The sequence below is a fragment of the Flavobacterium sp. AC105 genome (assembly GCF_979258495.1).
This window is the reverse complement of the sequence record NZ_OZ409860.1, coordinates 1,572,567-1,593,855: the sequence shown is the minus strand read 5'-3', so window position 1 is coordinate 1,593,855 and position 21,289 is coordinate 1,572,567. Positions and strand designations below refer to the sequence as shown.

25 protein-coding genes are annotated in these 21,289 nt (G+C 32.5%); 13 read left to right on the top strand and 12 right to left on the bottom strand.

Annotated features, from left to right (window positions below):
- Positions 1 to 66: 66 nt before the first annotated feature.
- From ACZ0AH_RS07170 to ACZ0AH_RS07160, 3 genes are all read left to right on the top strand, one after another.
- Positions 67 to 432: a four helix bundle protein gene (locus tag ACZ0AH_RS07170; protein WP_463475130.1), complete on the top strand. Its 366-nt coding sequence runs from the start codon at positions 67 to 69 to the stop codon at positions 430 to 432.
- A gap of 31 nt (positions 433 to 463) precedes the next feature.
- A complete protein-coding gene (locus tag ACZ0AH_RS07165; protein ID WP_463475129.1) occupies positions 464 to 2,269 on the top strand; it encodes an acyl-CoA dehydrogenase family protein in 1,806 nt (601 codons plus the stop codon).
- 314 nt (positions 2,270 to 2,583) lie between these two features.
- Entirely contained in the window at positions 2,584 to 3,639 is a 1,056-nt protein-coding gene (locus tag ACZ0AH_RS07160; protein ID WP_463475128.1) for a glycoside hydrolase family 18 protein, read from the top strand.
- A gap of 153 nt (positions 3,640 to 3,792) precedes the next feature.
- Here the strand turns inward: ACZ0AH_RS07160 and ACZ0AH_RS07155 are convergent, their stop codons facing one another.
- From ACZ0AH_RS07155 to ACZ0AH_RS07140, 4 genes are read right to left on the bottom strand one after another with little or no spacing between them, the layout of a single operon-like run.
- The gene (locus ACZ0AH_RS07155; protein WP_463475127.1) at positions 3,793 to 4,686 is read right to left on the bottom strand and encodes a transporter; all 894 of its coding nucleotides are present in this window, start codon (positions 4,684 to 4,686) and stop codon (positions 3,793 to 3,795) included.
- A 42-nt stretch (positions 4,687 to 4,728) separates the two neighbouring features.
- Positions 4,729 to 5,250, bottom strand: a complete 522-nt coding sequence (locus ACZ0AH_RS07150) for a DUF4251 domain-containing protein (protein ID WP_463475126.1) — start codon at positions 5,248 to 5,250, stop codon at positions 4,729 to 4,731.
- 33 nt (positions 5,251 to 5,283) lie between these two features.
- Positions 5,284 to 5,415: a hypothetical protein gene (locus tag ACZ0AH_RS07145; protein WP_463475125.1), complete on the bottom strand. Its 132-nt coding sequence runs from the start codon at positions 5,413 to 5,415 to the stop codon at positions 5,284 to 5,286.
- A 5-nt stretch (positions 5,416 to 5,420) separates the two neighbouring features.
- A complete protein-coding gene (locus ACZ0AH_RS07140; protein WP_463475124.1) occupies positions 5,421 to 5,717 on the bottom strand; it encodes an META domain-containing protein in 297 nt (98 codons plus the stop codon).
- A gap of 212 nt (positions 5,718 to 5,929) precedes the next feature.
- Between ACZ0AH_RS07140 and ACZ0AH_RS07135 the strand changes: the two genes are divergently transcribed.
- Positions 5,930 to 6,457, top strand: coding sequence for a superoxide dismutase family protein (locus ACZ0AH_RS07135; protein ID WP_463475123.1), 528 nt, complete (start codon positions 5,930 to 5,932; stop codon positions 6,455 to 6,457).
- A 105-nt stretch (positions 6,458 to 6,562) separates the two neighbouring features.
- Positions 6,563 to 7,765: an LETM1-related biofilm-associated protein gene (locus ACZ0AH_RS07130; RefSeq protein ID WP_463475122.1), complete on the top strand. Its 1,203-nt coding sequence runs from the start codon at positions 6,563 to 6,565 to the stop codon at positions 7,763 to 7,765.
- A gap of 33 nt (positions 7,766 to 7,798) precedes the next feature.
- Here ACZ0AH_RS07130 and can read toward each other — a convergent pair whose 3' ends face one another.
- From can to ACZ0AH_RS07110, 4 genes are all read right to left on the bottom strand, one after another.
- Positions 7,799 to 8,437, bottom strand: a complete 639-nt coding sequence (can, locus tag ACZ0AH_RS07125) for a carbonate dehydratase (RefSeq protein ID WP_463475121.1) — start codon at positions 8,435 to 8,437, stop codon at positions 7,799 to 7,801.
- A 132-nt stretch (positions 8,438 to 8,569) separates the two neighbouring features.
- Complete coding sequence (locus tag ACZ0AH_RS07120) at positions 8,570 to 10,219, bottom strand: SulP family inorganic anion transporter (protein WP_463475120.1); 1,650 nt, start codon at positions 10,217 to 10,219, stop codon at positions 8,570 to 8,572.
- A gap of 82 nt (positions 10,220 to 10,301) precedes the next feature.
- Positions 10,302 to 10,517, bottom strand: a complete 216-nt coding sequence (locus tag ACZ0AH_RS07115; RefSeq protein ID WP_463475119.1) for a hypothetical protein — start codon at positions 10,515 to 10,517, stop codon at positions 10,302 to 10,304.
- A gap of 203 nt (positions 10,518 to 10,720) precedes the next feature.
- A complete protein-coding gene (locus ACZ0AH_RS07110; RefSeq protein WP_463475118.1) occupies positions 10,721 to 11,200 on the bottom strand; it encodes a Dps family protein in 480 nt (159 codons plus the stop codon).
- A gap of 108 nt (positions 11,201 to 11,308) precedes the next feature.
- Here ACZ0AH_RS07110 and ACZ0AH_RS07105 point away from each other — a divergent pair, with 108 nt between their 5' ends.
- Entirely contained in the window at positions 11,309 to 12,250 is a 942-nt protein-coding gene (locus ACZ0AH_RS07105) for a LysR substrate-binding domain-containing protein (RefSeq protein WP_463475117.1), read from the top strand.
- A gap of 32 nt (positions 12,251 to 12,282) precedes the next feature.
- On the opposite strand, the gene ACZ0AH_RS07100 is transcribed toward ACZ0AH_RS07105, so the two are convergent.
- Positions 12,283 to 12,480 carry a hypothetical protein gene (locus ACZ0AH_RS07100; RefSeq protein ID WP_134149487.1) on the bottom strand — a complete coding sequence of 66 codons (198 nt, stop codon included), beginning with the start codon at positions 12,478 to 12,480 and terminating at the stop codon, positions 12,283 to 12,285.
- Between the two features lie 166 nt (positions 12,481 to 12,646).
- Positions 12,647 to 13,312, bottom strand: a complete 666-nt coding sequence (mnmC2, locus tag ACZ0AH_RS07095) for a tRNA (5-methylaminomethyl-2-thiouridine)(34)-methyltransferase MnmC2 (RefSeq protein ID WP_463475116.1) — start codon at positions 13,310 to 13,312, stop codon at positions 12,647 to 12,649.
- Positions 13,313 to 13,620: 308 nt separating this feature from the next.
- Here mnmC2 and ACZ0AH_RS07090 point away from each other — a divergent pair, with 308 nt between their 5' ends.
- Positions 13,621 to 14,691: a branched-chain amino acid aminotransferase gene (locus tag ACZ0AH_RS07090; RefSeq protein WP_463475115.1), complete on the top strand. Its 1,071-nt coding sequence runs from the start codon at positions 13,621 to 13,623 to the stop codon at positions 14,689 to 14,691.
- A 269-nt stretch (positions 14,692 to 14,960) separates the two neighbouring features.
- On the opposite strand, the gene ACZ0AH_RS07085 is transcribed toward ACZ0AH_RS07090, so the two are convergent.
- Complete coding sequence (locus ACZ0AH_RS07085) at positions 14,961 to 15,341, bottom strand: pyrophosphohydrolase domain-containing protein (protein WP_463475114.1); 381 nt, start codon at positions 15,339 to 15,341, stop codon at positions 14,961 to 14,963.
- A gap of 153 nt (positions 15,342 to 15,494) precedes the next feature.
- Here ACZ0AH_RS07085 and ACZ0AH_RS07080 point away from each other — a divergent pair, with 153 nt between their 5' ends.
- From ACZ0AH_RS07080 to ACZ0AH_RS07060, 5 genes are all read left to right on the top strand, one after another.
- Positions 15,495 to 15,683, top strand: coding sequence for a hypothetical protein (locus tag ACZ0AH_RS07080; RefSeq protein ID WP_463475113.1), 189 nt, complete (start codon positions 15,495 to 15,497; stop codon positions 15,681 to 15,683).
- Positions 15,684 to 15,871: 188 nt separating this feature from the next.
- Positions 15,872 to 17,086, top strand: coding sequence for an SRPBCC family protein (locus ACZ0AH_RS07075; RefSeq protein ID WP_463475112.1), 1,215 nt, complete (start codon positions 15,872 to 15,874; stop codon positions 17,084 to 17,086).
- Positions 17,087 to 17,148: 62 nt separating this feature from the next.
- A complete protein-coding gene (locus ACZ0AH_RS07070) occupies positions 17,149 to 17,691 on the top strand; it encodes an RNA polymerase sigma factor (RefSeq protein WP_463475111.1) in 543 nt (180 codons plus the stop codon).
- Positions 17,692 to 17,724: 33 nt separating this feature from the next.
- Entirely contained in the window at positions 17,725 to 18,153 is a 429-nt protein-coding gene (locus tag ACZ0AH_RS07065; protein WP_463475110.1) for a hypothetical protein, read from the top strand.
- Between the two features lie 16 nt (positions 18,154 to 18,169).
- Positions 18,170 to 18,628 carry a sensor of ECF-type sigma factor gene (locus tag ACZ0AH_RS07060; protein ID WP_463475109.1) on the top strand — a complete coding sequence of 153 codons (459 nt, stop codon included), beginning with the start codon at positions 18,170 to 18,172 and terminating at the stop codon, positions 18,626 to 18,628.
- An 83-nt stretch (positions 18,629 to 18,711) separates the two neighbouring features.
- Here the strand turns inward: ACZ0AH_RS07060 and ACZ0AH_RS07055 are convergent, their stop codons facing one another.
- Complete coding sequence (locus ACZ0AH_RS07055; RefSeq protein ID WP_463475108.1) at positions 18,712 to 19,773, bottom strand: WD40/YVTN/BNR-like repeat-containing protein; 1,062 nt, start codon at positions 19,771 to 19,773, stop codon at positions 18,712 to 18,714.
- Positions 19,774 to 19,893: 120 nt separating this feature from the next.
- On the opposite strand from ACZ0AH_RS07055, the gene ACZ0AH_RS07050 reads away from it, so the two are divergent.
- Positions 19,894 to 21,219, top strand: a complete 1,326-nt coding sequence (locus ACZ0AH_RS07050; RefSeq protein ID WP_463475107.1) for a hypothetical protein — start codon at positions 19,894 to 19,896, stop codon at positions 21,217 to 21,219.
- Positions 21,220 to 21,289 lie beyond the last annotated feature (70 nt).

The following is a 21,289-nucleotide window of genomic DNA, read 5'->3' as shown; positions in this document are numbered from 1 at the left end:
AGATTTTTAAATAGTAGTATAAAACTTACTTTTACTGTACTCATTTTCTTATCTTGGCTCAAAAACATGAGACACAATTTTAAGAATTTGAAAATTTGGATTTTAGCAATGAATATTACAAATGATATTTATAAACTGACTTCCACTTTTCCAAAATTAGAAACTTACAGCTTATCTAGTCAAATGAATCGATGCTCAGTTTCAATGCCATCAAATATTGCAGAAGGTTCAAATAGAGGAAATAAACATTTTCAACATTATTTGAATATTAGTTTAGGTTCTTCATTTGAACTGCAAACACAGTTATTGATAGCATTTCAGAACGACTATTTATCAAAAGAAAAAACTGAAGAAATAGAAAACAAAATAATTGAATTTCAAAAGATGACCACTGGTTTCATAAGTAAGTTAGACAAAAATCTTTCTTCTTGATTCTTTCATCTTTTATCTAAACAAAAACAAAATGGCAGATACAATCGAAAAAAACGTAACCCGTGGTGGTCAGTTTTTAGTTAAAGAAACAAAATGCGAAGATGTCTTTACACCAGAAGATTTTTCGGAAGAGCAATTAATGATGCGTGACTCTGTAAAAGAGTTCGTTGACAAAGAATTATGGGCGCATAAAGATCGTTTTGAGAAAAAAGATTATGCGTATACAGAATCATCTATGCGTAAAGCTGGTGAACTGGGACTTCTTGGAGTTGCGGTTCCTGAAGAATACGGCGGATTAGGAATGGGATTCGTATCTACAATGTTAGTTTGCGATTACATTTCTGGCGCTACAGGATCTTTCTCAACTGCTTTTGGTGCACATACCGGAATTGGAACTATGCCAATTACACTTTATGGATCTGAAGAACAAAAGAAAAAATACGTTCCGAAATTGGCTTCCGGAGAATGGTTTGGAGCTTATTGCTTAACAGAACCAGGTGCAGGATCTGATGCGAACTCAGGAAAAACGAAAGCTGTTTTATCTGAAGATGGAACACATTACAAAATTACAGGGCAAAAAATGTGGATTTCAAATGCAGGTTTCTGCAGCGTTTTCATCGTTTTTGCCCGTATTGGAGATGATAAAAACATTACAGGTTTCATCGTAGAAAACGATCCGTCAAACGGAATTTCTATGAATGAAGAAGAGCATAAATTAGGAATCCGTGCTTCTTCTACGCGTCAGGTTTTCTTCAACGATACAAAAGTTCCTGTTGAAAACATGTTGTCTGAAAGAGGAAACGGTTTCAAAATTGCAATGAATGCCTTGAACGTTGGTCGTATTAAACTGGCTGCGGCGTGTTTAGATGCTCAACGTAGAGTTACTACAAATGCGGTTAAATATGCTAACGAAAGAATTCAGTTTAATACTCCTATTTCATCTTTTGGAGCGATCCGTTCTAAATTAGCTGAAATGGCAACTAATGCATACGCTGGAGAAAGTGCTTCTTACCGTGCTGCAAAAGATATCGAAGACAGAATTGCTGCTCGTGAGGAAGAAGGAACTTCGCACCAGGAAGCTGAATTAAAAGGTGTTGAAGAATATGCTATCGAATGTTCTATTTTGAAAGTAGCAGTTTCTGAAGATGTACAATCTTGTGCTGACGAAGGAATTCAGATTTTTGGTGGAATGGGATTCTCTGAAGATACTCCGATGGAAAGTGCCTGGAGAGATGCCCGTATCGCTCGTATTTACGAAGGAACAAATGAAATCAACAGAATGCTTTCTGTAGGTATGTTGATCAAAAAAGCTATGAAAGGACATGTTGATTTATTAGGACCTGCAATGAAAGTTCAGGAAGAATTAATGGGAATTCCATCTTTTGATACTCCTGATTTTTCTGAATTATTTGCTGAAGAAAAAGGAATTATCGCGAACCTTAAGAAAGTTTTCTTAATGGTTGCCGGAAGTGCTGTTCAAAAATACGGACCGGATTTAGATTCTCACCAACAGTTATTAATGGCGGCTTCTGATATCTTAATCGAAATCTATATGGCTGAAAGTACAATCCTTAGAACAGAGAAATTAGCCAAAAATCAAGGTGAAGCTAAAGTACAAGAGCAAATTGCAATGGCAAAATTATACTTATACAAAGCGGTAGATATCGTAAACTTAAGAGGAAAAGAAGGAATCGCTTCTTTTGCTGAAGGTGACGAACAACGTATGATGTTAATGGGATTAAAACGTTTTACAAAATACACCAACTTGCCAAACGTAGTGGCATTGAGAGAAACAATTACCAATAAATTAGTTGCAGAAAACGAATACTGCTTCTAATATAAAAATAGTTTTTAGCTTTTAATTTGTTTAAACCCGCACTAATCCGAAACAGTGCGGGTTTATTTTTTTTACCATCTGAATATTTTTTTCATCATATGATGTAGAGGCGCACAGCAGTGCTTCTTGTTGTGTAGACGCACTAGTGTGCGCCTCTACAACGATTTGCGAGATCATTTCACAAATCTTTATTAAAATTAAGTTTATGTTACAAAATTGATAGCAAATCTTTAATCTTAATGTTTTATATTTAACATTCTAAAATTAAAAAAATATACGATGAAACAATTTAACCTTATTATCTTATTTTCTCTATGCTTGTTTATCACAAATACATTCGCTCAAAAAAAAAAATTAATATCATAGCGTATTATACGGGGGATGATAAAGTGATAAATGATTTTGAAGTAAACAAATTAGATCAAATTATCTTTAGTTTTTGTCATTTAAAAGATGGAAAACTAAGCGTAGATTCGCCTAAAGATTCGATAACTATTAAACATTTAGTCTCTTTAAAAGCTACAAATCCTCAGCTTAAAATTGTTCTTTCGCTTGGCGGATGGGGAGGTTGTGAAACTTGTTCTGCTGCATTTTCGACTGCCGAAGGAAGATTAGCTTTTGCTAAATCAGTAAAAGAAGTGAGCAAATATTTTAAAGTTGATGGTTTAGATTTAGATTGGGAATATCCTGCAATTGAGGGATTGCCCGGACATTTATTTCAAGCTTCTGATAAACCTAATTTTACCGAATTGATCAAAATATTGCGTTCTACTTTAGGGAAAAAATACGAATTGAGTTTTGCTGCAGGAGGTTTTCAAAAATATTTAGACGAATCTATCGACTGGAAAACTGTAGCGCCATTAGTAAATCGCATCAATATTATGAGTTATGATTTAGTAAACGGATATTCTAAAATTACCGGACATCACGCGCCTTTATATAGTACAAATCCTAATGAAGAATCAACGGACAGAGCGGTTACTTATTTATTAAACCAAGGTGTTCCGTCTGAAAAATTAATTATTGGCGGTGCGTTTTATACCCGAACATGGAAAAATGTAGAAAATGTAAATAACGGTTTATATCAGGCCGGAGAGCACATTCAGGGGGTTCATTTTAAAAATTTTGAGAATACTTATACAGAAGCAAATGGCTGGAAATATTTTTGGGATGATAAAGCAAAAGCGCCTTATTGGTATAATGAAAAGGAAAAACTATTTGCAACCGGAGATGATTTGACTTCAATAAAAGCAAAAGCAGAATATGCAAAATCTAAAAAATTAGGGGGAATTATGTTCTGGGAACTTGTGCAGGATACGCCTCGTAACGGAATGGTAAATGCAATATATGAAGTAAAAACTTCTAAATAAAATCGCTTAGATCAAAAAAACGGCAGCTATTTAAAACTGCCGTTTTTCTATTAGAAAATAAATTAATTCATTTGAACTTTTGTTTTATCTAATTCTCCAATAAACGTAATTGAATTTTGAATCTCGTTGCGCATGGTAGTTTGCAAATACACTCTAAAAAAATGAATATTGATAAGAACCTGTCAGCGCATAATAATTCAATCCGTTATTGGTATAAGCTCCTATATGATACTGAAATCTAAGAGACTGCCCTTTAGCAATTGGTGTCGAAAATGTTCCTCCTACTCTCCAGTTATCAATTTCACTATTATCAGAAATCCCGTCTATAATTGTTTTCCCGCCAAAAAACCAATTTGTATTAAAACCAATCCACATGCTGTTTTTAAAATAATAACTCGCATGAGCCTGTAAACTATAAGTTGGCTTTTGTTCTAATTTTTTATCTAAATAATCCGTATTGTTGGTATAAAACCAAATGCCTCCATAAACCTCAGCATACATACGGGCAAAGCGTTTTGAAACTCCTATTTCAGGTTTAAAAGCCCAGCGATTGGTTCCGATATTGATTTTTTTATCATCATAATATTTACCGGTCGGAATTGAGGTTACGAAACTGATCCCTAAAATTGTTTTTTGTTCAAAATTTCTAAATTCTGATTTATCAAGAGCCGGAGAACCCAGTAGATTTATCCCAAAACGTACTTTTGTATCTCCAAAACCAGTTCGGGAACCTGTTAAATTTTCACCATTTATATTTGCAGATCCATCCATAAAAGTGTAAGGTAATGCAACCTGAACACGGGCCAATTTGTTCGAAAGACCAAATGTTCTAACATAAGTAGCTGCTAAATTGTGGCTTTGAATTGTAAAATCAGAAATAGGTAAAGAAGGATCTGTGAGTACGTTTCCGTCCATATAAGCATATCCAAATCCTAGAACATTTAAGTTTTTAGGAACATTAGCGTAAACCCGAGGTTCTAAATCCTGACTAAAAATTGATAAACTCGTTAGAAAAAATACAGCGAATAATTGATATTTTTTAATCATAGACAGAAGGGTTCAGGCGTAAATAATCAAAACTTAAATTTTTTATTTATTACTTTCTTCGGCTTTTGGAGCACTAATTACCCCATCATATGAAATGGGCGCTCTGTTATTACTATTGATAGAAAGTGTTGCTCCTCCATCAAAAAAAACAGAAAGAAAAAGATCATAAACATCATCCTTGCCTTTTACGGTAGCTTTTATTTTATAATTTTTTTTATTTTTTTGAATTACAATATTTTCAGGAATACCTTCAAATTTAATTCCGCCATCGCCTCCATACGCTACATTATATCCACGTCCAAAAAAAGGTAAATCACAAGTCGTTTTTTCTGGATTGAATTTTAAAAAATAAGTGTTATAATCTAAATGAATAAGTCTGCCGGCTTGTGGTGTGGCTTTTTGTGCTTCAAAAACAAAAATTTTAGACTCCACCAGAGCTTCAGTTTCTTTCTGTTCCTGTAATTCTTTTTCTGCTTTTAATTCTTTCCTGGTCTTTTCCTGTGCAAAAACCGGAAAACTTAAAAAGCACAATAACACTACTAAAATGAATTGTTTCGTTTTCATAAAACATATATTTATAGGGTTAAAATATAGCTGCTATTTTTTCGTAAACCGCATCATGGCAACATCTCCGGAAATAAAATTCAGGGTTTTACCATCATCCGTAATATCATATGAAGTTATTTTTTGCAAAGTGCTCATATAAATTTGTTCGCCTTGCGCATCCATACACATCATTTGGTGACTGCCAATGGTTGGGTAAAATCAATTTTATTGTCTGTTATACTCAATTTCCCTGTATAAGAATTACAGCTATTATTTCCTGAAAGACGGTTTTCTTTTAAATCAAAAATTATTGTTGGCTTTTTATTTGGATATAAACCATCAAAAGCAATTCGTGGACCGGTAATATAATTAAGTTCCCAGATTCCTTCAAGTTTAGAAACCGCATCGCCTTTTGGAATTTTAGAACATTTGCATGAAATCAGGAAAACACTCAAAAAAACTAAAGTTAAAACATTCTTTATCATAATTTTAAATATTAAATTAAAAAAAATAATGAACACTTATTTTTAAACTTTTAAGTCGGGCGTATACGAAATTAAGGAATAATTTTTAGTTCACAATTGAATATTTCATTAAATAGTGACCAATAGTTTTAGATTTTTTTAACTTTTAGCTTTAATCAATGTCGGAATTTTATGTTAAATTTACTTAATCTTTAATTTAAATGCCTTAAAATATGAAAAAAATAATTGTTTCCCTCGCTATAATTACAGCCTTAATTATTGGTTGTAAGACTAATAACAAATCAAATGATGCTAAAACCCTGACTGTAACTTTAGAGCCAAAAAGTAATAGTACGGTAAGCGGAACTGCAACTTTTACAGAAAAAAATGGCAAAGTAACTTTTGTTGCAAAAGTGGCTGGTTTACAACCTGGAGTTCATGCTATTCACATTCACGAAAAATCAGATTGTAGCGCTGCTGACGGAAGTTCTGCTGGCGGACACTGGAATCCAACCTTTAAAAAACACGGAAAATGGGGTTCTGCAGAATATCACAAAGGCGATATCGGAAACTTTACCGCTGATGCAAAAGGTAACGGAACTATAACATTAACAACTGACGAATGGTGTATTGGCTGTGGAGATGCAACCAAAGATATTTTAGGAAAAGGCCTAATTGTACATCAGGGAACAGATGATTTTACTACACAACCTACCGGAAATGCTGGTGGCAGGGTCGCTTGTGCAGGGATTATCAAGTAAAAACACAATAACCACTATTTTTTCACAAATCTAGTGGTTATTTCATTTTAAAACTAACCCTAAAACAAGAAAAAGATATAGCTTTGTAGCCTCAAACTAAAGTTAATGATTAACCCTTCGGCACCAGGTTGGATAGATAAGTTTTTTAGCGAACAAAAGTTTTCAGAAGCGATTCCTTTTGAAACTACGGACTCGTTTTATAATAAAGTTAGAGAAACTGGTTTTATTTACGGGCACATCATAAAAATTGATTCTCAAATTCCTATTCCGATAAAAGGCTGGTTTAAAACCGAAATTTCTAAAGCTGCCTTATTAAACACTTTATATAATGTTTTTTGCTTAGAAAGAAGAGATTTTGAACCGAATCATTTCATAACTGAAGCCTTGAAATTTTATAATGCAATGAATCCTGAGGGATTTAATTTATTTAAAATTTTACTTCCAAAAGATACTCCTTCCCTATCCTTAGAAAATATAATCGATCAGCGCGTTCAGACTAATGATAGTATTATTAGCAAAAACTTTTCGCATTTGGTAACGAATGCTTTATTGTTTATTGATGTTTTAGCTTTCAGACAATATTTAGTGCATGGTGCAATTCCCGAAAAATATTTAAAACGCATTGAAGAAACCGTTTTAGGAATTGTGGGTTTAGCTTTAAAAACTAAAACGGCAAAATCGCAGCATGATGATTTATTAATCAAGCTTTTTGAAGCTTCTATACGATATTCTAAATTTTCTAAAGTTACAGTGGATACTTTAGAGACTTTACATTTAGATTATTTTAGCAATAAACTTGAGCAATATTATTTAATCGATATGGCCGGAATGGCTTTATGGAGCGATGGTGTTGTAGAAAATGAAGAAGCTTACTTTTTGTATTCATTGGGCTCTATGATGGGCGTTTCTGATGATTTTGTGACTACAAGCATAGATACCACAAATACTTTTATTACCACTCATAAAAAGAAGATTCCGTACTTTAATTATTCTAATCCTGTAAAACATTTTTACGATCAAATGACGCACAGCGTTGTAAAACTGATTGTAAGGAACAAAAACAGATTAGTTAAGGAAATTGTTCAGAGCAAAGAATTAATGGTCTTGTTGGCATATTCTACAACAAGAGATCTGGATGCGAAAGAAAAGAAAAAAGTAAAAAAACAGCTTTTAGATATCTGTAAAACGATTCCGTCACTGACTATTTTTTTACTTCCCGGCGGAAGTTTGTTATTGCCTATCTTAATTAAGTTTATACCAACTATGTTACCGTCTGCTTTTAATGAAAACCTCGACGAAAACGAATAAAAAAAATCGCCTTTTTGAGGCGATTTTTAATTTTTATAGATTACTTAGCTGATAAACTTCATCTAATTCTTCATTTGATGCGATATTTACATTAAGATCTGTGACAAATCCTGAATTTAATCCGTAAACCCATCCGTGAAGCATTAAATCCTGACCGTTTTTCCATGCTCCTTGTACGATTGAAGTTTTAGCTAAGTTGTAAACTTGTTCTTTAGCATTAACCTCAACAAAAGCATTAAAACGTTCTGTTTCATCTTCAATAGAGTTTAGGTATTTATCGTGTAAACGATATTCATCTTTAATGTGACGAATCCAGTTATCGATAATTCCTACAGATTGATTTCCCATTGCAGCTTTTACACCACCGCAACCGTAATGTCCGCAAACAATAACATGTTTTACTTTTAGAACATTTACTGCATAATCCAGAACACTCAACATATTCATGTCTGAGTGTACAACCATATTTGCAATATTACGATGTACAAAAACCTCACCTGGTTTAGCTCCGATAATTTCGTTTGCAGGAACACGACTGTCAGAACATCCAATCCATAATAATGGCGGCGTTTGCCCTTTAGCCAAATCTGCAAAATAATTTGGGTCTAATGCTAATGATTTTTCAACCCACTCCTTATTGTTTTCTAATAACTGATTATAAAACTCTCTCATTTTTTTATTTATTTTTTTGAAGATATTTCTAATGTCCTTTTTATCTATTTTAAAAACTCTTGTAAAGTTATCTAAAATCAGATCTTTTTAAGGGTAAGAAATACCTTAATATTTCACAATTTTTTATTTACTTTAAAATTTTTCTTTTATGACTTCCTTTTTAACCAATGCTCTTTTAGCTACATCATAATAATGCTCAATTGAAACATGATTGTTTATTTCCGGAGAATTTTCAAGTTCATATGCTTTTTTGAATCCTTTTAGTTTTACTTTGATATTTTCATCAATTGCACGAGTTTCTTTAAATTCACGAATTAAATCTAAAACATCATGAGCAATATATTCCGTATCGTGCGCATTGATGATTACTTTAGAGTTTTCAGGAATTTCATTCAATGTCAATTTAATTGCAGCTTTGTTCAAAAATGAAACTTCTTGCGCCAAATCGATATGAATAACATCTCCGTCTTCGTATTGTTCTTTTTTAAAGCTATACGCTCTTTTTAAGTTTCCTCGCAATACAAAAATAACACTTATTATAATTCCAAGTGCAACACCTTTCAGTAAATCTGTAGCTACTACAAAAACTAAAGTCGCAATAAACGGAATAAACTGATATTTTCCCTGATGCCAGAAATGTTTGAATGTTGCTGGTTTTGCTAATTTATATCCAACCAAAATCAAAACAGTTGCTAAAGTCGCTAACGGAATTTTATTTAAAATAAACGGAACACTTAATACACTTACCATTAAAAGTACACCATGAATAATAGCAGACATTTTAGATTTTGCACCTGCATTATTATTCGCAGAAGATCTTACAACTACAGATGTCATTGGTAAACCACCTAAAAGTGAACTCACAATATTACCAATTCCTTGTGCTCTAAGCTCAACATTCGTATCCGTGTAACGTTTTTGAACATCCATTCTATCCGAAGCTTCAATACATAAAAGTGTTTCAATAGAAGCAACGATGGCAATAGTAATCCCAATAACCCAAACCTTTGGATTACTCACAGCAGAAAAATTTGGTGTGATAATAATCGCTTTAAATTCTTCGAAAGATTTTGGAACCGGCAAAGAAACCAAATGTTCTTTTGCAATTGCCAGTGAACTTCCTGATGAAATAAAAATTTCATTCAAAACAATTCCGGCAATAACCGCAACAAGCGCACCAGGAACTAACTTTAATTTCTTTAAAAAAGAAACTTTATCCCAGGAAATCAAGATTACGAATGATACAAGCGAAACTACTACTGATCCTAATTGAATGTGATTTAAAACATCAAACAAAAACGAAAATGAATTGCTTCCGTCGTTTTGAATAAAAGCCTGATCGCCTTCAAAATCAGCATCATAACCAAAAGCGTGAGGCAATTGTTTTAAGATAATAATGATTCCGATACCGGCTAACATTCCTTCAATAACATTAGTTGGAAAATAATTTGAGATACTTCCGGCTTTTAAAAATCCTAATGCTAATTGAATTAATCCAGCAATAAAAACAGACATTAAAAACACATCAAAAGCGCCTAAATCAGTAATAGCAGTCAAAATAATAGCTGTTAACCCAGCTGCTGGTCCCGAAACGCTAATGTGTGACTGGCTTAAATAACCTACCACAATACCACCAATAACGCCCGCGATAATCCCAGAAAATAACGGCGCTCCAGAAGCCATTGCAATACCTAAACACAATGGAAGAGCCACCAAGAAAACCACTAAACCTGACGCAAAATCAGATTTAAGGTTGGCAAAAAGATTGATTTTTTTTGTCATAACACAATACTAAAAAAATTATTCATTAAAGATTTACCACATTTATTTAAAAATGCAGTGTAATTCAAAATAATCGGAAGTATTATGCCAAGTTGGGAGGTGGAGCAAAAATGCTCGGAGAAATATTGTCTAATTTTACAATATTTTCAGATACTATCGTTTTTTTCTCAATATAAACAGGAATCAATACTTCATGTTCGAATATTGATGGATATACTGCAGCTTTAAGTTCTTTATGAGAATGCTCTTCTTCAGAAAAACTGAAAAACATAGACGTATCACTGCTTTTCTTTATCATCGTCACAATAGTTGGCGTTGATAAGAAGGCAATGAATATGAATAATAATATGCGAGCGATTAATTTCATTGGGGCAAAAATAGTGTTAAAGAAATAAAATCAAAGCGTGGAGGCTAAAAATTTTATAGAAATTTAACATTCATAAAAAAACCGAATGATACAAAGCATCATTCGGTTTTCATAATTTATTTATATACAAGATATTACAACGTCTCTTCAAGCCATGCATTCATCATCCAGATGGTTTTTTCCTGTTCAGCGATAAAATCACTCATCATAGAATTTGTCCCTTCGTCATTAATTTCTCCAGACTTATTAAGGATTTCTCTTTCAATTTTTAATAAATCTGATAAAGAATGTACAATTAACTGAACTGCTTTTTCGTCGTTTGAAATATTTTTTCCAACCGCTAATTTGTTGTTTTTAATATAATCTTCAAAAGTGTGTAACGGAGTTCCTCCTATTGTTAAAACCCTTTCGGCAATCATATCAATTTTTAATTGAGAATCGGTGTATAATTCTTCAAATTTTACGTGTAAATCAAAGAAACGTTTCCCACGAATATTCCAATGTATTCCTCTTAAATTTTGATAATAAACCTGAAAATTGGATAATAAAATGTTTAATTCTTTTACTAATAATTCTGACTCTTTTACAGGTAATCCTAAAATATTTGTTTTCATGCTTTTGTATTTTACAGTAAGTTTACTACAAATTTAAAGTAACTTCTTGAAAATTTATATAAAAAAAAGTTATATTTTCTTATTTTTGTATCAAAAAATACTATCAAAATGACGATTACTCAACTACAATATGTATTAGCCGTTGCCGAACATAAAAATTTTACTCTCGCTGCCGAAAAATGTTTTGTGACTCAGCCAACTTTAAGTATGCAAATTCAAAAAATTGAAGAAGAACTTAATATTTTGATTTTCGACAGAAGTAAAAAACCCATCCAGCTTACAGATATTGGTCAAAAAATTGTAAATCAGGCCAAAAACATCGTAAATGAAGCCGACAGAATTAAAGATATTGTAGAACAGCAAAAAGGTTTTATTGGTGGAGAATTTCGATTGGGAATTATCCCAACCATTATGCCAACGCTTTTACCAATGTTTTTAAACAATTTCATCAAAAAATACCCAAAAGTAAAACTCTTAATTGAAGAGCTGAATACGGATGAGATTATTATAAAATTAAAAAATGGACATCTTGATGCTGCAATTGCTGCAACGCCTCTTGAAGATGAAAAAATAAAAGAAATCGTTTTGTACTTTGAACCTTTTGTGGCTTATATCCCGGAACATCACGCCAGTTTCCAGAAAGAAGAAATTGAAGTTTCGGATTTAAATATAAATGAAATCCTGCTTTTGCAAGACGGACATTGTTTTAGAGACGGGATTTTGAATTTATGCAAAAATGGTACTGACATCGACCAAAATAATTTCCAGATTCAAAGCGGAAGTTTTGAAACTCTTATAAAATTGGCAGACGAAGGTTTGGGTACAACGTTACTTCCGTACTTGCACACCTTAGACTTAAAAGATTCCGATAAACTGAAACTACGTAACTTTAAGGAACCAAAACCTGCTCGTGAGGTAAGTTTAATTTACCCTAAAAGCGAATTAAAAATGCAAATCATTGACGCATTGCGATCTACTATTGCCGGAGTTGTAAAAGGAGCAATTGTTTTTCAGAATGTTCAAATCGTTAGTCCACTCTCGAAGAAATAGAAATAAAAAAGGAGCCAATTTGGCTCCTTTTTTTATACTTTAATCAGTAGTAAACTTTGTTTTAATTCTGGTTTTTCAATAATGAAATTTAATAACCATTCTTGCAATTGTTCCATTTCGTACGGTAACAGTGTTCTGATAGCTTTTTCTAGTTCTTTACAGAAAAGTATCGGATCGAAACTTACTCTCTCAAGTATTGATTTCGTGTAATCAAACATCATTTTTGACATAATAAAATAAGATTTTGGGGGGTTATCTATATTTTTAAACTCGCAACAAATGTAAACAAATATCATTCATACACATTCATTTTAACTTATTTTTTTTAAAAATTTATCAACGAAACCGTTTTCTTAATACATATAAACCAATCTAGAATTATTCTAGATAACCCAATTAAACATTTTTAAAGGCTCTAAACATTTCTCGTTTTCCCGGCGGGCCAGCTAATTTTTCAACGGTAAATCCAACTTCGATCATACTTCTTTTAACCACTCCGCGCGCTGCATATGTTACTAAAACACCATTTGGTTTTAAACTATTATACATTTTCCTGAAAATCTCGGTGCTCCACAATTCCGGCTGCACCCGATATCCGAAGGCGTCAAAGTAAATCAAATCAAAAATTTCAAAATCGTTTATTTCATCAAAAAATTGTTTCCTTTTGGTTAACGAAAAAGCTTCGCAAATTTCAACCTTTTGATTCCATTCACATTTATGCATTTTTTCAAAAATGTTATCAAATTCCAATGCATCCAGCTCAGTCACGTAATTCATGGCTAAAACTTCTTCGGCATTTACCGGATATGCTTCTACACCAACATAATCAATAACTTGCTGTTTTTGCTTTGCTTCCAAAAAAGTAATAAAAGCATTTAAACCTGTTCCAAACCCAATTTCGAGAATACTAACCGGTTTATTTTCAAACAATGAAAGTCCGTTTTTGATAAACACATGTTTCGCTTCCTGTATTGCGCCATGTTTAGAATGATAACATTCATCCCATTCCTGCAAATGAATTGTTGTTGAGCCATCTAGCGTTGTAATTATTTCTCTTTTCACTTTTTAGGAATTTATAATGCGATTTTATTGGTTTTCAGTCCGTTTTATGAGTCAAAATTAATCAAAACAAATGCGTAAAGCCTTAAAAATCGACACTTTTTTCATAAATTCTTTATAAAACTTACCCAATTTTTTAAGTTTATTATAAGATAAATAAATCTCAGTTAAAGGCAGTAAATAATGCAGTTTTAGTAAGGAAATTATATATTTTTACTTAATTTTGCATTCAATAAATTCTATTTTACACCATATCATTACTTTAGATTTTTTCTATCGAAATGAGAATTACATAAAAACCTTACATTATTATGAGTACAACTCAAACAAGCAAAATTGAAATCAGAAAAGCTACTTCGTCAAAAATAAGCGGAGTTGACTTTCAAAACTTAAGCTTTGGTGCTGTTTTTACAGACCATTTATTCGAATGTGATTTTAAAAATGGAGAGTGGCAAAATCCTGTCGTTAAGCCTTATGCTCCAATTTTAATGGATCCTTCTTCAAAAGTCTTTCACTACGGACAAGCTATTTTTGAAGGAATGAAAGCTTATAAAGATGCCAATGATGATGTTTGGTTGTTTAGACCTGACGAAAACTTTAAACGTTTTAATAACTCAGCTGTTCGTATGGCAATGCCGGAAGTTCCTGAAGCTATTTTTATGGATGGTTTAAATGAATTATTGAAAATTGATCAGGAATGGATTCAAAAAGGAAACGGAAGCAGTATGTACATCCGTCCGTTTATGATTGCAACCGGCGCTGGTGTTGTTGCAAATCCTTCTGACGAATATAAATTCATGATTTTACTTTCTCCTGCACAATCTTATTATGCCGGTGAAGTAAAAGTAATCATTGCTGAACATTATAGCAGAGCTGCAAATGGTGGAATTGGAGCTGCAAAAGCGGCCGGAAACTATGCTGCACAGTTTTACCCAACTAATTTAGCTAATAAAGATGGTTTCCAGCAAGTTATCTGGACAGATGATGCAACGCACACTAAACTGGAAGAAGCGGGAACAATGAACGTTTTCTTTAGAATTAATGATACTTTACTAACTGCTCCAACAAGCGAAAGAATTTTAGATGGTATTACCAGAAAAAGTTTGATTGCAATGGCAGAAAAAGAAGGTCTTAATGTAGAAGTTCGTCCGGTTATTGTTTCAGAATTGGTTGAAGCTGCTAAAAACGGATCGTTAAAAGAAATCTTCGGAGCTGGGACTGCAGCTGTAATCAGCGTTATCAAAGGATTCTCTTATCAGGATGTTTATTATGAAATGGCTCCAATCGAGAATTCATACGCTGCTCTTTTAAAAGAAAAACTAACAAATCTTCAAAATAAACTTTCTGAAGATACTTTTGGATGGACGGTTAAAGTTCAATAATCAAAAGACGTTTTGAATATAAAACCCCGACAGATTTTAAAAATTTGTCGGGGTTGTTATTTTTATCGTTTATAAAACATTTAAACACAATATTGTCATTCCGAGGAACGAGGAATCTCCGCGAGAAGCCCGACAAAGATTGACGATTTAGATTACGGAGTTACTTGCGGAGATGTCTCCTTCGTCGAAATGACATAAAATAAGAATAAATCTGCCAAATCTGCGTGAAAAAATCTTTTTAATCCTTTAATCTGTGGCAACAATTTATTTTACAAAAGCTTAGAAAAATCGGGTTTAAAATAATTCGGACCTTTCATTACTTTGCCATCTTCTCTGTAAATTGGCTGTCCGTCTTCGCCAAGTTTACTCATATTACTACGCTGAATTTCATCAAAAACAGCCTCAATTTTATCCTGCAAACCATGCTCGATAATTGTTCCGCACAAAATATACATCATATCTCCAAGAGCGTCAGCAATTTCAACTAAATCATTGTTCTGAACCGCTTCAAGATATTCCTCATTTTCTTCTTTCATTAAATTATAACGAAGTAAGTTTTTGGTTCCTCCTAAATCAGAAATTGGAGTTTGACTATGCCCAATTTTAAAGGCAGTATGAAATTCGGTCACCGCGTCAAGTTGTTTTTTCATATATAGATTTGTTTTTTACTTAAAATATAAAATCGTAATGCATCTTAAATTTTGCATGATTGCAATTTCAGGATTTTATTTGATGAAATGAAATGCCAAATTAGCAACTATTCGTATACAATTCTCTAAATTTGTCAAAAATAATTTCAAACTATGTTTAGTCAAGGACAATTAATATTCGCACTCTGTTTTTTTATTGCATTTGTAATCGTTATGATATTTGCTTATCGAAAAGATCTGGCACTTCATAAAGTTTTCTACAAAGGAAATTATAAGGTATTAATTGTGTTCTTGCTTTTTATTGCCATTTTATTTATGATCAAATTCTTTTTTAAAAGGTAATTCGATAATTTATTTCTATATTTAAAATATAAAATAAATTTTGAAATTTTACAATTAAATGTCTTCAAAATCGTTCTGTCTGAATGTGATTTTGATCAGAATATAATTTAAAATCCTAGTTTATTTTTCACTATTAGTGCGACTAGTAATAAAATTTATAACTTTACGACACCAAACAACCTACACCAATGAAGATTCTAAAATATTTATTTCTATTAGCGTTATTAAGCTTAGTTGCTCTTACAGTTTTTGTTGCTACCCAAAAAGGGATTTTTTCATTAGAAAGAAGTAAAGTAATCAATTCGCCAAAAGCTACCGTATATGCTTATGTAAATGATTTTAGAAATTATGAAGATTTTGAATCCTGGTCTATTGAAGATCCTTCGATAAAAATGACATTTCCAAGCAAAACAATTGGCAACGGTGCATCCTACTATTGGGCTGGAACTGACGTAACTGGAAATGCAATTACACTAAAAACAAAAGAAGGAGAAAGCATTGTACAAAAAATGAAATTTAATGGCACAGATGCTGATGTAAACTGGACTTTTAAAGATACTTTGGCAGGAAAAACAAAAGTTACCTGGAAAGCAAAAGGTACAATGAGTTTTCTATTTAAAATTTATACGGCATTAAATGGCGGATCTGACAAAGTTATAGGAACTATTTATGAAAAAAGCCTTGCTAACATCGACAAAAATTTAGATTACGAAACAAGAACGTTTGCCGTAAAAGTAAATGGAGTTGTAAAGAAAATAGAGACGCCGTATATCAAACAAACTTTTACAAGCGAAATTGAAAAAGTAAACAAAAACGCAAGAGTTGTAATTCCGAAATTAATTCATTTTAGCGAAACGAACGGTTTAGGAACCAACGGAAAACCTTTTATTATCTATCATACTTATGATACTGCAACCGGATTGGCAAAAATTTCTATTTGTTTACCAACAACAAAAGAGATCACAACCAGTCCAGGAAGTGATATTTTAGGCGGAAAACTAAACAGTTTTGATGCGGTAAAAACTACCTTAACGGGCGATTATACACATCTTAATCAAGCAATTGCAAAAACAACTGCTTATATAAACAATGAAAAAATTATTCCGGAATTAAGCTGGTCTCACCTTGAGATTTTAACTATTAGCAAATTAGACGTAAAAAGCCCGTCGAAACTAATGACCGAAATTTATTTTCCGGTAAAACCTAAAATTGTTCCTGTTGTAAAAACACCTGCTTACAGTCCTGAAACTGAAACCGGAACTGATACAGAAACAACAACCACAACACCTACAACACCGGCAGCAACAACGCCAACAAAACCTGTAACGCGTAAGCCGGCAACACCAAAACCTGCCGCAACTCCTCCTCCGGCAAAAACGGATGAAGAGCAGTCTGAATTCTAAAAACTTCAAGGCCGATTAAACCTTTTGGTTAAAATTCATTCTAATAAGATAAATCAAAAAATTTGACAGACGAGAAGGAATTTATAAAGCAATTATTAGATCCTAAAACGCAAAACACAGCGTTTCAAAAACTCTTGTCCGATTATCAAAGGCCATTGTATTCTCATATTCGAAACATTGTTTTGAACCATGATGATGCAGATGATGTTTTGCAGAACACTTTTGTGAAAGTGTTTCAGTACCTTAAAAACTTTAAAGGAGAAAGTAAACTTTTCTCATGGATGTATCGTATTGCGACAAATGAAGCTTTGACGTTTTTAAATCAAAAAGCAAAACTAAAAGGATTAACATCAGAAGCTTTACAAAATAAAACCATCGACAATTTAAAAGCCGATGTTTATTTTGACGGAGATGAAATTCAGATAAAACTTCAAAAAGCCATTGTAACATTGCCGGAAAAGCAACAATTGGTTTTTAAAATGAAGTATTTTGAAGAATTGAAATACGAAGAAATTGCAGAAATTCTGGGTACTTCTGTAGGAGCTTTAAAGGCATCTTATCATCATGCCGTAAAAAAAATTGAATTATATGTTACCTCAAATTAAACCTTTTGTAAAAAAACATATCTTATAGACATTATGAAAGCATTTAAATTAGAAAACGAACCGAAAATTTCAACTGGATTCAAAACTCCGGAAAATTATTTTGATACCCTTTCGGCAAAAGTTTTACAGCAAATTAACGAGGAAGAAGTAAGCAAAAAAGACGTAAAAGTGATTCCGCTTTTCAAACGTAAAAAAGTGCTTGCAATGATTGCTGCAGCGGTAATTTTTATTGGATTGATGATTCCTGTAGTAAACAATTATAACGCAACATCAAAAGAACTTGATGAAGCTACTCTGGAAACTTATTTAGCGTATCAGTCCAATTTGAATCAATATGATTTGATTAAAGAATTAGATGCTAAAGATATTGACAAGCTTAATAAAAATGTTGCATTAGAGCAGGAAACGCTTGAAGACATTTTATCTTCAAACCCTAATATTGAAAATTTAATTTCAGAATAAATAAAAAATATAAAAGATGAAAATCAAAAATATACTTCCGATACTTCTGTTTTTAGTTAGTTTTTCATTTTATGCACAAAATGATAAAAACGATGAAAAACGTGAAAAAATTAAAGCTTACAAAGTTTCTTTTTTAACTACAGAACTTGAACTTACTTCGACAGAAGCTGAGAAATTCTGGCCAATTTATAATGCTTACGACGATAAACAATTTGAATTGCGTCATGATAAAATGAAAGCATATTTAGGAAGACTGGATGATGATAATATCAACTCTCTTTCTGAAAAAGATGCTGCTGCGCTATTGTCACAGATAGAAAACACAGATAAGGAATTATATCTCTTACGCGAAAAATATTCGGCAAGTTTAAAGAAGATACTTTCTGCAAAGAAAATATTAAAGCTTAAAAAATCAGAAGATGATTTTAATCGAAAATTATTAAAACAATATAGAGATAAAGCGGGCAAAAACTAATTTGCACAAGAAGAAACAACAGCGACAAGAACCCTAATATAATAATACTTACTTTATTATTTTAGGGTTCTTGTTATTTTAGGCTATTTAAATCGAAGCCTTACAACTTTATTATGACCTGCAGCAATTGCAGTATTTCTATTAACAAAACGAAGTGTAAAAAGTTTTGAATCTGTAGATAATTGCGTCCAGTTTTCTCCGCCATTTTGAGAATATTGAATCCCTTCTGAACCAACACAAACAATTTCTTTACCATTTCCACCCGGAACATATTGTACACAAGATGCGTAGCCAAAACCCATACTTTGTCCTATTAACGACCAGGTTTTTCCTCCGTCTACAGTAAAAGCTTTATTATCTGTTTTTTTGTTTGGAAATTCATAATCTCCACCGGCAATAAATCCGTGTTTAGAATCGTAAAAATCCGCAGTAAAAATACCGGTCATTGTTTTTCCCTGAACAATTGGAGTTTCAACGACTTTCCATGTTTTTCCTTTATCAGGAGAATAAAAAACACGCGCTTTTTTTCCGCCAGAAACTAACCAGGTATCATTTCCTTTTATGATAATATTGGTATTACTGGCCGCAAAAGCTGCTTCGCCTTTAGAATTTGTAGGCAATTTATCCGATAATAATTTCGTCCAGCTTTCTCCTCCATCACGAGTTACAATAATAGAAAAAGTATCTTCAGTTGGATCTCCAATTGCGATTCCTTCATCATCGTTCCAGAATTGCATGCTATCGTAAAATATTTTTGGATTAATTTCTTTATAAACCAATTTCACTTTATGATCTTTTTTCGAAACCTCATAAAGCAGTGCAGGATTTCCGGCACTTAATAAAAAGATATTTTTTGAATTTTGTGCGATACTTCTGAATTCTATTTTTAAAGTATCACGATAAATATGTTCTTCAAATTTTTCGTTTTTCTCAAAATCATAGTATCCAAAACGGGAATTATCTGCTCCGTACCAAACCTTATTTTTGTCAATCGAGATAGCTCGAATGCTAATTTCATCTTGAAATAAAGTATCTATTTTCAGGGATGTAAAACCACCATAAAACGCCTTTTTATCATTATTATTCAATGTTTTAAAGGACATAAATAAAATAAATGCACAACAAAATAAAATTACTTTTTTCATATAGTTTAAAATTTATTCGTTGCTAAAATACAATTATTATAACACAATATTTAAGTTTTCTTTTTTTTTCTGGCACAGTAATTGGATATCATCAAAATAATAATCTTAATATGATTTAAAATGAAAACTAAATTATTTTTAATAGCCATCATAGCAGTAGCTTTTACTTCTTGTAAAGCGCAAAGCCAAACTACAGTATACGCAAAAAATTCAGATATAAGCGATAACCTGGATTTAAGAGCTGTTGCATCCATGTTTGGAGAATCAGCAAACCTTCAGGATTTTGAAAGACGTTTGAACGATCCAAAATATCAAATATCTAATCTTGATTTAAATAATGACGACGAAGTTGATTATTTACGTGTAATAGAATCTGTTGAAGACAGAACGCACGTTGTAATTATTCAGGCAGTTCTTGATCGTGATGTGTATCAGGACGTTGCCACAATTGATGTTGAGAGAGACAATTCTAATCAGGTTAGTGTTCAGGTTGTAGGTAATTCTTATTTATATGGTGACAACTATATTTACGAGCCAGTTTATAGTGTAGCTCCGGTAATTTACACTTCGTTTTGGGTTACTAATTACAGACCTTATTATTCTACATGGGGCTGGAATGTGTACCCAACTTATTACGCAGCCTGGAGACCTTATCCGGTTTACAGATACAGAAATAACATAAATGTTTGTATCAACGTAAACAATCATTATAATTATGTTAATACTAGAAGAAGTTACAGAGCTCCTGCGATTTATGCTTCAAGACGTACTTACGGATACGAAAGATTAAATCCTAATTATGGTTTTTCTCAAAGACATGCTAATGTAAGCAACAGATATGATTTAGATCAAAGACGTATTGCGAGCAGAGAAGCAAACAGAGGACAAAATACGTATAACGGAAACAACACAAACAGATCAAATCCAGGAAGAGTTGCTACTCCGGATAACAGAAATTCAAACAGAAACTATACTGATAACAGAACTAATATTGACAGAAACAGCAATACAAATCGTGTAACATCAAGAGATAATAATGCTGCTCCGGTAAATATTCCTTCAAGAACAGATAATACTCCAAGAACTGAACCAAGAAGAAACTATTCTGACAACAGCACAAATCCTTCAAGAGTAAATACGCCTGTAAGAGTTGATAATAGTAGTAATAATACACAAAGAACAGAACCTAGAAGAAGCTATAATGATAATAACGCTAATAGCGCTCCAAGAGTAAGTTCTCAAAATAATATGAATACAAACAGAGCTTCAGCACCTCAACGAACTGAATCTCCAAGAAGCTATTCTGAAAACAGATCTGCTCCTCAGGCAAGACCTCAAAACACGCAACGCTCTGAGGCTCCAAGAGTAAGCCAGGAACAAAGAGCCAGTCAGCCTCAAAGAGAAAGTGGTGGCGGTTCAAGAAGCGGAGGCGGAAGAAGAGGGTAATATTAAATTCGCATTTCTGAATATAAATCAAAAGCACAATTTGACGATTGTGCTTTTTTTTATCTTTTTA

What these genes read in the sequence shown, in the direction of transcription:
- ACZ0AH_RS07170 (WP_463475130.1), top strand. Translation starts at nt 67, where the DNA reads ATGAGACACAATTTTAAGAATTTGAAAATTTGGATTTTAGCAATGAAT.
- ACZ0AH_RS07165 (WP_463475129.1), top strand. Translation starts at nt 464, where the DNA reads ATGGCAGATACAATCGAAAAAAACGTAACCCGTGGTGGTCAGTTTTTA.
- ACZ0AH_RS07160 (WP_463475128.1), top strand. Translation starts at nt 2,584, where the DNA reads ATGCTTGTTTATCACAAATACATTCGCTCAAAAAAAAAAATTAATATC.
- ACZ0AH_RS07155 (WP_463475127.1), bottom strand. Translation starts at nt 4,686, where the DNA reads ATGATTAAAAAATATCAATTATTCGCTGTATTTTTTCTAACGAGTTTA.
- ACZ0AH_RS07150 (WP_463475126.1), bottom strand. Translation starts at nt 5,250, where the DNA reads ATGAAAACGAAACAATTCATTTTAGTAGTGTTATTGTGCTTTTTAAGT.
- ACZ0AH_RS07145 (WP_463475125.1), bottom strand. Translation starts at nt 5,415, where the DNA reads ATGGATGCGCAAGGCGAACAAATTTATATGAGCACTTTGCAAAAAATA.
- ACZ0AH_RS07140 (WP_463475124.1), bottom strand. Translation starts at nt 5,717, where the DNA reads ATGATAAAGAATGTTTTAACTTTAGTTTTTTTGAGTGTTTTCCTGATT.
- ACZ0AH_RS07135 (WP_463475123.1), top strand. Translation starts at nt 5,930, where the DNA reads ATGAAAAAAATAATTGTTTCCCTCGCTATAATTACAGCCTTAATTATT.
- ACZ0AH_RS07130 (WP_463475122.1), top strand. Translation starts at nt 6,563, where the DNA reads ATGATTAACCCTTCGGCACCAGGTTGGATAGATAAGTTTTTTAGCGAA.
- can (WP_463475121.1), bottom strand. Translation starts at nt 8,437, where the DNA reads ATGAGAGAGTTTTATAATCAGTTATTAGAAAACAATAAGGAGTGGGTT.
- ACZ0AH_RS07120 (WP_463475120.1), bottom strand. Translation starts at nt 10,219, where the DNA reads ATGACAAAAAAAATCAATCTTTTTGCCAACCTTAAATCTGATTTTGCG.
- ACZ0AH_RS07115 (WP_463475119.1), bottom strand. Translation starts at nt 10,517, where the DNA reads ATGATAAAGAAAAGCAGTGATACGTCTATGTTTTTCAGTTTTTCTGAA.
- ACZ0AH_RS07110 (WP_463475118.1), bottom strand. Translation starts at nt 11,200, where the DNA reads ATGAAAACAAATATTTTAGGATTACCTGTAAAAGAGTCAGAATTATTA.
- ACZ0AH_RS07105 (WP_463475117.1), top strand. Translation starts at nt 11,309, where the DNA reads ATGACGATTACTCAACTACAATATGTATTAGCCGTTGCCGAACATAAA.
- ACZ0AH_RS07100 (WP_134149487.1), bottom strand. Translation starts at nt 12,480, where the DNA reads ATGTCAAAAATGATGTTTGATTACACGAAATCAATACTTGAGAGAGTA.
- ACZ0AH_RS07090 (WP_463475115.1), top strand. Translation starts at nt 13,621, where the DNA reads ATGAGTACAACTCAAACAAGCAAAATTGAAATCAGAAAAGCTACTTCG.
- ACZ0AH_RS07085 (WP_463475114.1), bottom strand. Translation starts at nt 15,341, where the DNA reads ATGAAAAAACAACTTGACGCGGTGACCGAATTTCATACTGCCTTTAAA.
- ACZ0AH_RS07080 (WP_463475113.1), top strand. Translation starts at nt 15,495, where the DNA reads ATGTTTAGTCAAGGACAATTAATATTCGCACTCTGTTTTTTTATTGCA.
- ACZ0AH_RS07075 (WP_463475112.1), top strand. Translation starts at nt 15,872, where the DNA reads ATGAAGATTCTAAAATATTTATTTCTATTAGCGTTATTAAGCTTAGTT.
- ACZ0AH_RS07065 (WP_463475110.1), top strand. Translation starts at nt 17,725, where the DNA reads ATGAAAGCATTTAAATTAGAAAACGAACCGAAAATTTCAACTGGATTC.
- ACZ0AH_RS07060 (WP_463475109.1), top strand. Translation starts at nt 18,170, where the DNA reads ATGAAAATCAAAAATATACTTCCGATACTTCTGTTTTTAGTTAGTTTT.
- ACZ0AH_RS07055 (WP_463475108.1), bottom strand. Translation starts at nt 19,773, where the DNA reads ATGAAAAAAGTAATTTTATTTTGTTGTGCATTTATTTTATTTATGTCC.
- ACZ0AH_RS07050 (WP_463475107.1), top strand. Translation starts at nt 19,894, where the DNA reads ATGAAAACTAAATTATTTTTAATAGCCATCATAGCAGTAGCTTTTACT.